General features: G+C 70.4%; 11 protein-coding genes. 3 read left to right on the plus strand and 8 right to left on the minus strand.

The genetic code is table 11. The annotated features are described in order from the left end of the window. Positions 1-156 precede the first annotated feature (156 nt). From MKK67_RS05785 to MKK67_RS05800, 4 genes are all read right to left on the minus strand, one after another. Entirely contained in the window at positions 157-1,137 is a 981-nt protein-coding gene (locus tag MKK67_RS05785; RefSeq protein ID WP_243962741.1) for a transporter, read from the minus strand. A 513-nt stretch (positions 1,138-1,650) separates the two neighbouring features. Further along, entirely contained in the window at positions 1,651-4,797 is a 3,147-nt protein-coding gene (gene uvrA, locus MKK67_RS05790; protein WP_243962742.1) for an excinuclease ABC subunit UvrA, read from the minus strand. A gap of 320 nt (positions 4,798-5,117) precedes the next feature. Next, positions 5,118-5,540 (minus strand): cupin domain-containing protein, encoded by a 423-nt coding sequence (locus MKK67_RS05795; RefSeq protein ID WP_243962743.1) that lies wholly within the window; start codon positions 5,538-5,540, stop codon positions 5,118-5,120. Positions 5,541-5,550: 10 nt separating this feature from the next. Beyond that, entirely contained in the window at positions 5,551-6,570 is a 1,020-nt protein-coding gene (locus MKK67_RS05800; protein ID WP_243962745.1) for a zinc-binding alcohol dehydrogenase family protein, read from the minus strand. Positions 6,571-6,680: 110 nt separating this feature from the next. Between MKK67_RS05800 and MKK67_RS05805 the strand changes: the two genes are divergently transcribed. Then, positions 6,681-7,064 (plus strand): winged helix-turn-helix transcriptional regulator, encoded by a 384-nt coding sequence (locus MKK67_RS05805; protein WP_243962747.1) that lies wholly within the window; start codon positions 6,681-6,683, stop codon positions 7,062-7,064. Positions 7,065-7,161: 97 nt separating this feature from the next. Continuing rightward, the gene (locus tag MKK67_RS05810; protein WP_243962748.1) at positions 7,162-9,222 is read left to right on the plus strand and encodes a methyl-accepting chemotaxis protein; all 2,061 of its coding nucleotides are present in this window, start codon (positions 7,162-7,164) and stop codon (positions 9,220-9,222) included. A 125-nt stretch (positions 9,223-9,347) separates the two neighbouring features. Here MKK67_RS05810 and MKK67_RS05815 read toward each other — a convergent pair whose 3' ends face one another. Both MKK67_RS05815 and MKK67_RS05820 read right to left on the minus strand, forming a co-directional pair. Then, positions 9,348-10,202, minus strand: coding sequence for an amidohydrolase family protein (locus MKK67_RS05815; RefSeq protein ID WP_243962749.1), 855 nt, complete (start codon positions 10,200-10,202; stop codon positions 9,348-9,350). Positions 10,203-10,352: 150 nt separating this feature from the next. Continuing rightward, positions 10,353-11,744, minus strand: a complete 1,392-nt coding sequence (locus MKK67_RS05820; protein ID WP_243962750.1) for an MFS transporter — start codon at positions 11,742-11,744, stop codon at positions 10,353-10,355. Positions 11,745-11,903: 159 nt separating this feature from the next. Here MKK67_RS05820 and MKK67_RS05825 point away from each other — a divergent pair, with 159 nt between their 5' ends. After that, positions 11,904-12,782, plus strand: a complete 879-nt coding sequence (locus MKK67_RS05825; protein ID WP_243962751.1) for a polysaccharide deacetylase family protein — start codon at positions 11,904-11,906, stop codon at positions 12,780-12,782. Between the two features lie 129 nt (positions 12,783-12,911). On the opposite strand, the gene MKK67_RS05830 is transcribed toward MKK67_RS05825, so the two are convergent. After that, entirely contained in the window at positions 12,912-13,166 is a 255-nt protein-coding gene (locus MKK67_RS05830; RefSeq protein WP_243962752.1) for a hypothetical protein, read from the minus strand. 127 nt (positions 13,167-13,293) lie between these two features. Further along, entirely contained in the window at positions 13,294-14,124 is an 831-nt protein-coding gene (locus MKK67_RS05835; RefSeq protein ID WP_243962753.1) for a TrmH family RNA methyltransferase, read from the minus strand. Between the last annotated feature and the right edge of the window lie 112 nt (positions 14,125-14,236).

The following is a 14,236-nucleotide window of genomic DNA, read 5'->3' on the forward strand; positions in this document are numbered from 1 at the left end:
CGGAAAGGTTTCACAGGACCCGACTTCGGGCCGGGACCGGCGGACAAAAAAAGACCGCCCGGCGGAGGCCGGACGGTTCGCCGTCCTGGCGGACGGGATGGCGGAGATCCGGGTCTCCCACCGCCTGCGCGGCGGGAGACCCGGATCTCGGGTCGATCAGTACTTGCGGACCAGGGCCACCGGGGCCGGTGCGGCGGGGGCCGGGGAGTACAGCGGCACGATCAGGCGGAGCCAGCCGTCCGTGGAGTAGTCGCTGCGGGCGCGGCTGAACGGCGTCGCGGCGATCTGCGCGCCGGTGACCACGTCGCGGGCGACGTAGGCCTGCACGGTGAAGACCTTGAAGTCGTAGCCGATCAGGCCGCCGACGGCGAACCGGCCGCGGTTGTTGGCTGCCAAGCTGGTCTGGCTGATGTCGAAGTTGTAGGTGCCGTAGGCGACCGGGCCGATCTCGAAGTTGCCGAACTTCTTCGTCGCGGTGATGTCGAAGTTCAGGGAGTCCGAAATGCGGAGCGGGCCGATCGCAGCGCCGACCTGGCCGGGGAAGCGGCCGGGCGAGTCGTAGATGTTGGCGGTCAGGTTGCCGGTGATGTTCCAGCCGTCACCGGTGTAGCTGCCGGCCACGCCGAAGCGGTAGGTGTTGGAGGAGAGCTGACCCAGAACCGGGGTGGCGGTCGTGCCCTGCGGCGTGATGATCGAGCCGCGGTCGCCGTTGAGGTCGTTCAGGTATGCGCCGCCGAGCAAGCTGACGCCGAAGTTGTTGCCCAGGTCGAACGCCCAGATGCCGCCGACGAAGGTACCGACGTTGATCGAGATGTCCTTATTGCGCACGCCCGCCGGGTTGCGGGTGAACGCGAACACGGTCGGGGGCGCCACGAGCAGTTCGACGCGGCCGCCGAACGGCACCAGCGGGGTCGACCAGACCAGCACCGGGACGTTGACGGCCGTATCGGGATCGTTCCGGCCGTCGGTGCGGCGGAACGTGAAGGTGTTGATCGCGTAAACGCCCTCGGGCAGCGGCGCGCCGATGGCGAGGCCTACCTGCTCGCCCGGAACCGTCGTGGTCTGCGCCTGCGCGATCGTCGAGGTCATGCCGACCGTGAGCGCGACCGCGCCGGCCGCGAGCCAGTTCTTCATCATTGTTTCGATCCTTCCCAAGGTCTCAAGGCATCCGTCCCGCATTCGGCACTACCCTGCCGGTCTGCTCGCCATTGGCGGCTGCCGACTTCCGGTGTGCCGAGCGCCCCCACGGAGCCCGCCCGTCTCAACGCTGCTGACTATTCTACAGAGACCTGCGGAATGACAGTGGAATGCTGGTCGAAGCGGCAAAACCGGCTGAACCGTTGCGCAAAAGACGCATTTTTGCGGCGATGCAACACAGTCCCCAGAATTGAATATAGGGGCCCTGGCCGGCAAAATATCGTTGAACGGTCAAGCTGTTGCCGACGGCATCGGCGGGAGAATCCGGCAAGCAGGGGCGGGTGAACGGGCAGCGGCCGACCCGGGGCGCGGGGCCCGGGATGTCCGCTCCGGACGGTCCGGAACCAGTCCGAACCGACCGTCGCGGCCCGAATCACGGGTCGCGGCGACTCGTTTCAGCCGAGATTCGAGCCGTCACCCGGCAGAATCTGCCGATCCAGCTCGCATCGGCGCCTATTCGGCGGCGCTGCGGCGGCCGGTCTGCGGGGCGGGGCGCCTTGCCAGGACCTCGCGCAGGAACCGGCCGGTATGGCTCGCCTTCGAGCGGGCGATCTCCTCCGGGGTGCCGAGCGCCACGACCCGGCCGCCGCCATCGCCGCCCTCGGGACCCATGTCGATCACCCAGTCGGCGGTCTTGATCACTTCCAGGTTGTGCTCGATCACCACTACGGTGTTGCCCTGGTCCACGAGCTCGTGGAGCACTTCCATGAGCTTGGCGACGTCGTGGAAGTGCAGGCCGGTGGTCGGCTCGTCGAGGATGTAGAGGGTGCGCCCGGTGGCGCGCTTCGACAGCTCCTTGGAGAGCTTCACCCGCTGCGCCTCGCCCCCCGACAGGGTTGTCGCCTGCTGGCCGACATGGACGTAGTGCAGGCCGACCCGCTTGAGGGTCTCGAGCTTCTCGCGGATCGCCGGCACCGCCTTGAACAGCTCGGCCGCCTCCTCGACGGTGGAATCGAGCACGTCGGCGATGGACTTGCCGCGGTACTTCACCTCCAGGGTCTCGCGGTCGTAGCGCTTGCCCTTGCACACGTCGCAGGTGACGTAGACGTCCGGCAGGAAGTGCATCTCGATCTTGATGACGCCGTCGCCCGAGCAGGCCTCGCAGCGCCCACCCTTCACGTTGAACGAGAAGCGCCCCGGCTGGTAGCCGCGCGCCTTGGCCTCGGGCAGGCCCGCGAACCAGTCCCGGATCGGCGTGAACGCGCCGATATAGGTGGCCGGGTTCGAGCGCGGCGTACGGCCGATCGGCGACTGGTCGATGTCGATGACCTTGTCGAGATGCTCCAGGCCTTCGAGGCGGTCGTACGGGGCCGGGTGCTCCAGCGCCCCGTTCAGTTTTTTCGCGACGGCCTTGTACAGGGTGTCGATCACCAGGGTGGATTTCCCGCCGCCCGAGACGCCGGTGATGCACGTGAAGGTGCCGAGCGGCACCTCGATATCCACGTCCTTGAGGTTGTTGCCCCGGGCGCCGAACACGCCGAGCTTGCCCTTCCGGCTCTTTCGACGCGCGGCGGGGGTGCGGACCGACATCTGCCCGGTGAGGTACTTGGCCGTGAGCGAGGCCGGGTTGGCCAGCACCTCGGCGGGGGTGCCCTGGGCGATGATCTCGCCGCCATGGATGCCCGCGCCCGGACCGACATCGACCACGTAATCGGCCTGCAGGATCGCGTCCTCGTCGTGCTCGACCACGATCACCGAATTGCCGAGGTCGCGCAGGCGTTTGAGCGTGCCGAGCAGCCGCTCGTTGTCGCGCTGGTGCAGGCCGATCGAGGGCTCGTCCAGCACGTAGAGCACGCCGGTGAGCCCGGAGCCGATCTGCGAGGCCAGCCGGATGCGCTGGCTCTCACCCCCCGACAGGGAGCCGGAGCCGCGGGCGAGGGTCAGGTATTCGAGGCCGACATCCACCAGGAAGCTGAGCCGGTCGCGGATCTCCTTGAGGATCCGGACCGCGATCTCGTTCTGCTTGGGTGTCAGCTTCTCGTGCAGCCCCGAGAACCAGCGATGGGCTTCGGAGACCGAGAGCGCGGTGACGTCGCCGATATCGGCCATGGCGACCTTCACGGCGAGCGCCTCGGGCTTCAGCCGCTTGCCGCCGCAGGAGGCGCAGGGCGTCTCGCTCATGAAGCGGCCGATTTCTTCCCGGACGGCGTCCGAGTCGCTCTCCTTGTAGCGGCGCTCCAGGTTCGGGATCACGCCCTCGAACGGCTTGTTGACCGCGTATTTGCGCAGGCCATCGTCGTAGGCAAAGCGGATCGCCTGCTTGCCGGAGCCGTACAGGACCACGGCGCGGGCCGCCTCCGGCAGGCTCTGCCAAGGCACGCTGGTCTTGAAGCCGTAATGCTCCGCCAGCGCGTCGAGCGTCTGGCCGTAATACGGCGAGGTCGATTTCGCCCAGGGGCCGACCGCGCCGCGCTTCAGGCTGAGCGCGGGGTCCGAGATCACCAGTTCGGGGTCGATCCGCATCTCGTGGCCGATGCCGCCGCAGGTCGGGCAGGCGCCGAACGGGTTGTTGAACGAGAACAGCCGGGGCTCGATCTCCGCGATGGTGAAGCCCGAGACCGGGCAGGCGAAGCGGGACGAGAACGTGATCGTCCGCGGCTCCTCGCCCTCGGGGGCGTCCGCGAACACGATCTCGCTGATGCCGTCGGCGAGCTCCAGGGCTGTCTCGAACGAATCGGCCAGCCGCGCCGCGATATCGGCCCGCACCACGATCCGGTCGACCACCACGTCGATGTCGTGCTTGAACTTCTTGTCGAGCTTGGGCGCGTCGTCGATCGCGTAATACTCGCCGTCGATCCGCAGCCGCTGAAATCCTTTTTTTTGATATTCGGCGATCTCTTTTCGGTATTCACCTTTTCGCCCACGGACCACCGGAGCCAGCAGGTACAGCCGGCTCTTCTCCGGCAGCTCCAGCACCCGGTCGACCATCTGCTGGACGGTCTGGCTCTCGATCGGCAGGCCGGTGGCCGGGGAGTAGGGGATGCCGACCCGCGCCCAGAGCAGGCGCATGTAGTCGTAGATCTCGGTCACCGTCCCGACGGTGGAGCGGGGATTCTTGGAGGTGGTCTTCTGCTCGATGGAGATGGCCGGCGAGAGCCCGTCGATCTGATCGACATCGGGCTTGGACATCATCTCCAGGAACTGGCGGGCATAGGCCGAGAGCGACTCGACGTAGCGGCGCTGCCCCTCGGCGTAGATCGTGTCGAAGGCGAGCGACGACTTGCCCGAGCCCGACAGCCCGGTGAACACCACGAGCTTGTCCCGGGGGATCGTCAGGTCGACGTTCTTGAGATTGTGCTCCCGGGCGCCCCGGACCGTGATCACCCGCCGGTCGGCGGCGGCCGGCTGCGCGGCGTCGAACAGCGCCTCCAGCTTGGCGTCGGTGGCGGCTTCGTGGCGTCCGGCGCCCGTCTGTGCAGCCTTGCGGGCGGATGCGGGTGCCTCGGCCTTCTTACGCGCGGGCTTGGCCGGCACCGCCTCGACAGCCGCCGCCTTGGCGGGCGTCTTGGGCGAAGGCGCCTTTACGGGAGAGGGTTTGGGGGCGGCTTTGCCGGCGCCGACTTGGGGTCCGACTCGGGTTCCGGCTTGGGCTTTGGCCATGAGGGCGGCGGTCTTTCGAGGCGTCGACACGGTCGGGCTGGCTTGCGCGCGGGTCAGCCGCCGCACCCGCTCATGTCGAGCCCGGAGCGGTCGACGGCAAGGTGGGCCGGCGGGACGCAGGCCCGTCATGCGACGCCCTTGCTAGAACGAAACGCGTACGCCGGCAACCGCTCCTCAGAGGCCTGTCGTTTCACGACCGGGAGGACTGGGTTTCCAAAGGGCCTGCGGCCCTTTGGCGGGGTTCAGGGGCGGAGCCCTTGAGACCTGCAGGGCGCTGCCCTGCACCCGCAAAAGGTCACGGACCTTTTGAATCCGGGACTTCACGCGTCGGCGTTGCGAGCCATGAAGGTGGCGGGTGAGCCGTCCGCCGGGTCCACGAACACGATGTCGGTGGGCGCCCGCCGCGGGGTGTCGATCGACAGGAACGTCACCGGCTCGTCCGGCGCGATCTCCGGCATCGCGTGCACCGTGCCCTTCTCGAAGAACAGCAGCTGGCCGGGGCCGAACGTGGTGAGGTTCGCGGGGTCGCCCAGCCAGACGGTGCCGCGTCCCGACAGGCAGTAGAGGTACTCGTCGCAGGTGGCGTGGTAGTGCGGCGGCGTCGGGCGATAGACCCGGAACACCCGGGCGCTCGCCGCCGCCCGGTCGGTCAGATAGGTGTCGACCAGGAGCGTCTGCGCGCTGTCGGGCAAGGCCGCCGCCAGCGCCAATACGTCGAAGAGGCCGGTGCCGGTCTCGGTCATGGCGCCCGCCTCACTGCGAAAAGCCTTCGAGCACGATCTTGCCCTTGGCGCGCCCGCTCTCGATCAGCGCGTGGGCCCGCCGCAGGTTCTGGGCGTCGATCCGCCCGTAATGCTCACCCAGGGTGGTGCGCAGGCGCCCTGCATCCACAAGCCGGGCGACCTCGTCGAGGAGCGCGCCCTGGGCGCCGATGTCGGACGTGCCGAACATCGAGCGGGTGAACATGAACTCCCAGTGCAGCGACAGGCTCTTGCGCTTGAGCAGGGCCACGTCGAGCTGCGCGGGGTCGTCGATCAGGGCGAACCGGCCCTGCGGGGCGATCAGCTCGGCGATCTCGGCCAAGTGCGCGTCGGTGTTGGTGGTCGAGAACACGAGGCCCGGTGCGCCGAGGCCCAGGGCCGCCACCTCGGCGGCCAGCGGCCTGGCATGGTCGACCACGTGATGGGCGCCGAGATCCCGGCACCAGGAGGCGGTCTCGGGCCGGGACGCGGTGGCGATCACGGTCAGGTCGGTGAGCTGCCGGGCGAGCTGGATCGCCACCGAGCCGACACCGCCCGCCCCGCCGACGATCAGGATCGCCGAGGCGGCGCCCGGCACCGGCTTGACGGTATCGAGCCGGTCGAACAGGGCCTCCCAGGCGGTGATCGCGGTGAGCGGCAGGGCGGCGGCCTGCGCCCAGTCGAGGCTGGTGGGCTTGTGCCCGACGATGCGCGCGTCGACGCAATGGTACTCCGCGTTGGTCCCCGGCCGGGTGAGGTCGCCCGCGTAGAACACCGCATCGCCGACGGAAAACCCCTCGGCCTGCCCGCCCTTGGCGACCACGGTGCCGGCGGCGTCCCAGCCCAGCACCTTGACCCCGCCCGCCTCGGGCTCGGCCCGCAGGCGGACCTTGGTGTCGACCGGGTTCACCGAGATCGCCTCGACCTTCACCAAGAGGTCGCGGGGTCCGGGCTCGGGCTGGGGCAGGTCGCAATCGACCAGGGCCTCGGACTCGGTGATCGGCAGGGATTTTCTGTACCCGACGGCGCGCATCGCAATCTCCTCCGGCTGACCCGCCAGGAGATGCCGCCCGCCTTCACGGCACGCAAGTACGCACATAAAACGCCACTAGTGCCAAGAATGATACCGTCGAGGATCTCGTCATGCCCCGCACCCGACATCATCGCGGCACGTGCAGCCCCGGCTGCGCCGTCGAGGCGACCCTCCGGCTCATCGACGGCAAGTGGAAGGGGGTGATCCTCTACCACCTGCTGGAAGGGACCCTGCGCTTCAACGCGATTCGGCGGCGGCTGGCGAGCGTGACCCAGCGCATGCTCACGAACCAGCTGCGCGAGATGGAGGCGGACGGCCTGATCGCGCGGAAGGTCTACGCCGAGGTGCCCCCGAAGGTGGAGTACAGCCTGACCGAGCGCGGGCGCTCCCTGGAGCCGATCATCCACGCGCTGAAGGCGTGGGGCGATTTGCATGCCGAGCTCGGGGCCGACCTGCAGGCGGATACGGCAGATCCGGTTCGGACTGCCGCCTGATTGTGCATCGCACGAAGCGGCAAGGCCCTGCACCGTAACGGTGTTTTTATATCCGTGCGGGATGAGTCCGGTTAACCCTGAACCGTTCTGGATCCCGATGGCCGTCCTCTCCTCGCTCCGCGCCCGCATCCTCGCGGTGGCGCTTGCGCCCTGCCTCGCCTTCGCGGGCGCGGCCGGCTGGGCGGTGTCCGACCAATGGGCGCGGCGCGCCGAGATGGACCGAGTCGAGACCCTGGTCGGCCTCGCCTCGCGGATCAGCGCCTTCGTCCACGAGGGCCAGCGCGAGCGCGGTGCCTCCAGCCTGTTCCTGGGCGCCAAGGGGGCGCAGTTCGGGCCGGAACTCGCGGCCCAGCGCAGCCGCACCGACGCGGCTTTGGCCGGGCTGCCCGAGGCGATGGCAGCCGCGACCGGCTTCGGCCCCGCCTTCGCGGCGCGGGCCGAGGGATTCGCGAAGGCGCTCGCCGGGCTCGCGGCCCAGCGCCGGGAGGTCGACGCCCTCGGCCTGAGCGCGCCGCAGGCGGTGACGTTCTATACCGGCCTGATCGGCGAGGGGCTGGGCCTGGTCCGGGCGATGGGCGGGGTGATCGACGAGGCCGGCCTCGCGGCCCGGGCGAACGCCTACGCGGCGTTCCTGGCGCTGAAGGAGGCCGCCGGCCAGGAGCGGGCCGCCGCCTCGGCGGTGTTCGCCTCCGGCACCCTGGACCTGCCCGCCGCGCGCCGGCTCACCACGCTCTCGGCCGATCAGGCGACCTACGGCGCCCTGTTCCGGGCCGGGGCCACCGACGGGCAGGCCGGATTGCTGGACGCGGCCGAGGCCACCGAGCCGGCCCGGGAGGTGGCGCGCCTGCGCAAGGCCGCGCAGGAGACGATGCCGGGCACGAGTCCCGCCTTCCGGGACGCGCCGGCCTGGTTCCGGCTCGCCACCCAGCGCATCGACGCCCTGAAGGGCGTCGAGGACCGCCTGACCGCCGACCTGGTCTCCGCCGCCGGCGCGGTGCGGGCCCGGGCCGACCGGATGCTGACGGCCTGGATCGCGGGCGGGCTCGCCCTGTTCGCGCTCTCGGTCGGCTTCGCCTTCTGGCTGGGCACGGCCATCGCGCGGCCCCTGGTCCGGATGGCCCGGGTGCTGACGGCGATCGGCCGGGGCGAGGGACACGACGAGCCGGGCGCCGACCTGACGATCCCCGCCGGAGGCGCGCGCGAGGTGCAGGCGATCGCTGCCGCCGCGGTGACGTTCCGCGACAGCGTCGCGGAGCGCCGGCTCGCCCGCGCCGCGCAGCAGCGGCTCGCCGCCGAGACCGCCGCCGCGCAGCGCACGGCCGCCCTGAGCCTCGCCGACAGCTTCGAGCACCAGGTCGGCGGCATCGTCGAGGCGGTCTCGGCGGCGGCCGAGCAACTGGAGGCCTCCGCCCACGGCATGGCCCGGGCCGCGCAGGACACCACCGACCTCAGCCGGGCGGTGGCCGGCGCCGCAGATTCGGCCGCCCGCTCGGCCGACACGGTGGCGGCAGCCACCGAGGAACTGACGGCCTCGGTCCGGGAGATCGGCGTGCAGGTCGGGGCCTCGGCCGACCTCGCGGCCTCCGCGACCCGGGATGCGGACGGCATGGCCGGGGAGGTCCGCCGCCTCGCCCAGGCCGCCGGCAGCATCGGGGAGATCGTCGCGATGATCTCGGACATCGCCGGCCAGACCAACCTGCTGGCGCTGAACGCCACGATCGAGGCGGCCCGAGCCGGGGAAGCCGGCCGCGGCTTCGCGGTGGTCGCCGCCGAGGTCAAGAACCTCGCCGGCCAGACCGCGAAGGCCACCGAAGAGATCGCCGCTAAGGTCTCCGAGATCACCGGGTCCACCGAGGCCTCGGTCCGGTCGATCGGCGGCATCACCGAGGTGATCCGCAACCTCGCCCGGATCGGGGCCGAGATCGCCGCCATGGTCGAGCAGCAGGGCGCGGCCACCGCCGAGATCGCCCGCACCACCGGCCAGACCTCGCAGGATACCCGGGCGGTCTCGGGCCACATCGCCGGCGTGGGCGATGCGGCCGATATGGCCAGCCACGGCTCGTCCCAGGTGCTGGACGCCGCCAGCAACCTGGCCCGGCAGGCCAGCGCCCTGCGCGGCGCCGTCGGCGATTTTTTGGCCAACGTGCGCGCCGCCTGACAGCAAAGTCCCGGATTCAAAAGGTCCGAGACCTTGTGCGGGTGCGGGCGGAGCCCGCTGTTTTCAAGGGCTCCGCCCCTGAACCCCGCCAAAGGGCTGAGCCCTTTGGGATCTCAGGACTGGGCCTAGGAGAGGCCGAGGTTGAGCAGGCGGTTGGCGTTGCGCCACAGGGCGGCGTCCAGGGCGTCCTCCGAGAGGCCCAGCGCGCGAAAATCCTCGACGCCCTGGCGCATCGGCCGGAACGGGAACGAGGAGCCGAACAGGAACTGGTCCTTCATGAAGCCGTTCGCCGCCTCCACGTAGAGGCCGCCGCCGGGGGCGAACGTGTACATGTCCGGGGAGACGAACACGTTCTCATTGCGGAAGGCGACCGTCACCATCTCGGCGACATGCGGGTAGAACCCGTGGCAGCACACGATCGGCAGCTTCGGGAAGGTCTTGGCGACCCGGTCCACCGCCAGGGGATCGTTGAGGCGCAGGTCCGGGGTGGTCGGGCCGGACATCACGAAGGCCGGCACCGCGAGTTTCTCGCACAGCTCGTAGAGCGGCATCAGCCGCTCGTCGTCGGCCCGCATACCCTCGCGGTAGAAGCCGGCATCGAGGTTGATCCCCTTGAAGCCGAGCTCGGTCACGGCGCGCTTGGCCTCGGCGACCGCCGCCTTGCGGCCGAGCTTCACCGGGTCCACCGAGGCGATGCCGATCAGCCGCTTCGGGTCATGCCCGGCGGCCTGCGCGAGGGCATCGTTCGAGATCCGGACCCCCGGCACCGAGCGGGCGACCATCACGGCGACGTCGATCCCGGCCCCGTCCATCTCGGCGCAGAACCCCTCGATCGTGGCGCCCCGGGTGAAGTGCTCGACCTCACGGCTGCCGACCCGCGCGTTCAGCCAGCGCGCGACGCCGAATTCCGGCGTGTCGGGCTCGGCGCCGAAGAATTTGTGCAGGAAGGTCGGACGGCTGCGCATGTCCACGACGGGCATTTTTGGGGACTCCACGTTTGTGATGTGAGCAAGGTATGGGCTTGAACCTCGATCGCTGAATCAGATCAAGGATTCACAAGGTCGAGACCTTGTGCGGGTGCAGGGCAGCGCCCTGCAAGACTCGCCTGGAAGACTCGGCGGCTCGTCCGCTCAATGCGAGACCGCCTCCAGCACCTTGCCGCGGGTCTCGACCCCGAGAGTGAGAACCAGCAGGGCAGCGATCAGAAACCCGCCCGCTCCGACCTGGAAGGCGGTGGCCGGCCCGTAATCCCGCACCAGCACCGGCACGATCATCGGTCCCAGGATGGCGCCGATCCGCCCGAAGGCCGAGGCGAAGCCGGCCCCCGTGGCCCGCGCCCGGGTCGGGTACAGTTCCGGCGTGTAGGCGTAGAGGCAGCTCCACATGCCGAACATGAAGAACTGCATCACGAAACCGGACACGAACAGCCAGGTCTCGCCGGCGGCGTTGCCGTACAGCCAGGCGGCCGCGGCCGCGCAGATCAGGAACAGCGCCGTGGTCGGCTTGCGGCCGATCCGCTCGAGCAACACGGCCGCGGTGGCGAAGCCAGGGATGCCGCCCAGGGTGATCAGGGTCACGAAGCCCACCGAGCCGACGATCGAGAAGCCGCGCTCCTTGAGCAGCACCGCGATCCAGGAATTGAGCCCGAAGAAGCCGATCAGCGCGAAGAACCACAGCCCGAAGGCCATCACGGTGCGCATCCGGTAGGCCGGCGCGAACAGGGTCGCCACGGCGCTCAGCCGGGGGGCGGGAGCCGTCTCCGCCACCGCGGCGGCGATCTGCGGGGTGACCGGGGGCAGGGGCCGGCCGGTGGCACGCTCGACGGCCCGCTCCATCGTGGCCATCACCGCCTCGGCCTCCGCGTGGCGCCCGGCTTCGGCGAGCCAGCGGGGCGATTCGGGCATGTTCCGGCGCACCGCGAGCACCACCAGCGACAGCAGGCCGACCACCACGAAGGCCCAGCGCCAGCCGAGATAGGGCAGCACGAAGAAGCTGATCGCCCCCGACAGGACGTAGCCCACCGCCCAGAACCCCTCCAGGATCGCGATGTATTTGCCGCGCACGGGGGCCGGGACGATCTCCGAGACCATCGCCTGCGCCACCGGCGCCTCACCGCCGACGCCAGCCCCGATCAGGAACCGGCAGGCCATCAGCACGGGCAGGCTCCAGGCGGTCGCCGCCGCGAGGCTCGCCAGGCCCCAGACCACCATGGTCACCTGGAACACGGCCTTGCGGCCGAACCGGTCGGAGGCGGTGCCGGCGACGATGTTGCCAACGAGCTGGCCCGCGAAGGTCATGGCGGCGAGCTGGCCGGCCTCCGTGGGGCTCAACCCGAACGCCACCACGATCGAGCCGAGCAGGAAGGTCAGGAGCGCCACGTCGATCTGATCGACCAGCCACGCCGAGGCGATGACCGCGAAGATCTTGCGCTGGTAGCGCGACATCGGCAGCCGTTCGAGGCGCGCGGCGATGTCCGAGACGACCGGTCGCGCGTCCCCCTGAGATGTGTCGGCCAGCGGCACGGCGGATCCTTCCTCGACACCCGGACCGCGGCGCCCGCGATCCCGTTTCCGACCCGGTACAGCAGGGCCGCCCGTCGGAACAGGCGTGACGGCGGACAGGCATGGCGGCGGCCCGGATCCGGCCTATCTGCCCGGGCGCCCCCGGACACTGGACCCGCGATGGATGATGCTCCCTCGGCCGCGCAGCACGGCCGCTACCGCTACAGCGCCCTTCCGGACCGGCCGGTCTATGACTGGCCCGGGGCTAAGCGGCTCGCGGTCTATGTCGGGCTCAACCTCGAGACCTTCGATTTCGGGTCGGGGCTCGGGGCGGAGCTGGCCCCGGGCGGGCCGCAGCCCGACGTGCTCAATTACGCCTGGCGCGACTGGGGCAACCGGGTCGGGGCCTGGCGGCTGCGGGACGCCCTCGACGGCCTCGGCCTGCCCGCGAGCGTGCTGGTTAACAGCCGGCTCTACCGGGACTGCCCGGGCCTGATCGAGGCGTTCCGGGCGCGGGGCGACGAGATCGTCGGCCACGGCCGCACCAATGCCGAGCGGCAGGGGACCCTGTCCGAGGCGGAGGAGCGCGCCCTGATCGCGGAGGCCACCGCGATCCTGACCCGGGAGGAGGGCCGGGCGCCGGCCGGCTGGCTCGGGCCCTGGATCTCGCAATCGCGGGTCACGCCCGACCTGCTGGCCGAGGCCGGCTACCGCTACCTGCTCGACTGGTGCCACGACGACCAGCCGACCTGGATGGCGACCCGAGGCGGCGGCCGAATCCTGGCCGTGCCCTATCCGCAGGAGCTGAACGACATCCCGGCGATCGTCGCCCGCAAGGAGACCGGCCGCCAGTTCGCCGACGCGATCGTCGACGCCTTCGACGAGATGCTGGAGCAATCCGCCACCGCCCCGCTGGTGATGGGCATCGCGCTCCACCCGTACATCGTCGGCCAGCCCCACCGGTTGCGGCCGCTGCGGGCGGCGCTCGGCCATATCGCGGCCCACCGGGACCGGATCTGGATCACCACGGCCGGCGCGATCGCCGGAGCCATTGCCTGACCGCCAAAAACAGGGTTTCCAAAGGGCTCAGCCCTTTGGCGGGGTTCAGGGGCGGAGCCCCTGAGAGACCAGGGCTCTGCCCTGGACCCGCAAAAGGTCGAAGACCTTTTGAATCCGGATTTGATCCGCTCAGTCGGGGATGGCGAGGCCGATCGACAGGCACAGGGCCGCCACGACCGTCAGCGCCACGGCCGCCTGCCGGACCTGATGCCAGCGGGCGGTGCGGGCGCGTTCTTCCGGGCTGGCGCCGAGATGCAGCTCGTCGTCAAAGCCCTTCACGAAGGATTCGAAGCTCGGGAAGGCCCGCCGGGCGAGCCACAGCCAGATGCCGACCGCGATCAGGCTGGCGATCCCGCCCCCATACGTAAAAGCATCGTCCAGCATCCGGCGCACGCCTACCAGCCCACGCCCCCCTCTTATTTGTCTTCTACGGTATGGTGCTGGAATTGCCTAGATCACCATCCGATTTCGGCAGGCAACATTTTGTTTCCGCCGGGTATCGGAGCCCGGTTCAGGTCGGCGGCCGGCCCAGCGCGTAGAGGGTGATGGCGGCGGCGTTCGAGACGTTGAGGCTGCGGATCGCCCCCGAGAACGGGATCCGGGCCAGGATATCGCAGCAGGTCCGGGTCCGCTCGCGCAGGCCCTTGCCCTCCGCGCCGAGGACGATCACCAGCGGCCGCGCGATGGTGAGCGTGTCGAGGCTCGCCGGCGCGTCGGAATCGAGGCCGATCCGGGTGTAACCGCGCTCGCCCAGCTCGATCAGCGCCTCGGCCAGGTTGCGGACCGTGACGAAGGGCACGTGCTCCAGGCCGCCCGAGGCGGATTTCGCCAGGACCCCGGTGGCGCCCGGCGCGTGCCGCACCGTGGTGACGATGCCGGCGACCCCGAAGGCCGCGGCCGTGCGGACGATCGCCCCGACATTGTGCGGGTCGGTGATCTGGTCCAGCGCCAGCAGCAGGGCATCGGCCGGCAGGTCGTCGAGGCCGGGGGCGGGCAGGGGCTCGGCCTCGAGATAGAGGCCCTGGTGGACCGCGTCCGGCCCGAGCAGGCGGCCGATCTCGCTCGGCCGCACCAGCTCGGGGGTGATGCGCAGGGCGTCGCCGAATTCCTCGGTCAGCCGGGCGGCGGCGTTCTCGGTGGCGAGCAGCCGGTGCAGCCCACGCTCGGCATTGCCCAGGGCCTGAACCACCGGGTGCCACCCGTAGAGCACGGCTGAGCCGTCGGCTGCGCCGGATTCGGGCCGCGGTCCGGGTCCCCCAGAACGGCCGCCGGGCCGGAAGCCGGGTCGCGATCCGAAACGGGGCGGACCGCCCGGGCGGCCATCGTTGCGACGGCCGGTCATCGGAGCGCGATCGGGGAGGGGAGCATCGGCACGGCCTTTTCTGAATGGATCGCGCCGAGAAACCGGGCGGCGCCGCTCACGTCAAGCCGAGGCCGCCTGAAAGGCTGCATCG

The sequence above is a fragment of the Methylobacterium sp. J-072 genome, from assembly GCF_022829425.1.
GTDB lineage: Bacteria > Pseudomonadota > Alphaproteobacteria > Rhizobiales > Beijerinckiaceae > Methylobacterium.

What these genes read in the sequence shown, in the direction of transcription:
- MKK67_RS05785 (WP_243962741.1), bottom strand. Translation starts at nt 1,137, where the DNA reads ATGATGAAGAACTGGCTCGCGGCCGGCGCGGTCGCGCTCACGGTCGGC.
- uvrA (WP_243962742.1), bottom strand. Translation starts at nt 4,797, where the DNA reads ATGGCCAAAGCCCAAGCCGGAACCCGAGTCGGACCCCAAGTCGGCGCC.
- MKK67_RS05795 (WP_243962743.1), bottom strand. Translation starts at nt 5,540, where the DNA reads ATGACCGAGACCGGCACCGGCCTCTTCGACGTATTGGCGCTGGCGGCG.
- MKK67_RS05800 (WP_243962745.1), bottom strand. Translation starts at nt 6,570, where the DNA reads ATGCGCGCCGTCGGGTACAGAAAATCCCTGCCGATCACCGAGTCCGAG.
- MKK67_RS05805 (WP_243962747.1), top strand. Translation starts at nt 6,681, where the DNA reads ATGCCCCGCACCCGACATCATCGCGGCACGTGCAGCCCCGGCTGCGCC.
- MKK67_RS05810 (WP_243962748.1), top strand. Translation starts at nt 7,162, where the DNA reads ATGGCCGTCCTCTCCTCGCTCCGCGCCCGCATCCTCGCGGTGGCGCTT.
- MKK67_RS05815 (WP_243962749.1), bottom strand. Translation starts at nt 10,202, where the DNA reads ATGCCCGTCGTGGACATGCGCAGCCGTCCGACCTTCCTGCACAAATTC.
- MKK67_RS05825 (WP_243962751.1), top strand. Translation starts at nt 11,904, where the DNA reads ATGGATGATGCTCCCTCGGCCGCGCAGCACGGCCGCTACCGCTACAGC.
- MKK67_RS05830 (WP_243962752.1), bottom strand. Translation starts at nt 13,166, where the DNA reads ATGCTGGACGATGCTTTTACGTATGGGGGCGGGATCGCCAGCCTGATC.
- MKK67_RS05835 (WP_243962753.1), bottom strand. Translation starts at nt 14,124, where the DNA reads ATGACCGGCCGTCGCAACGATGGCCGCCCGGGCGGTCCGCCCCGTTTC.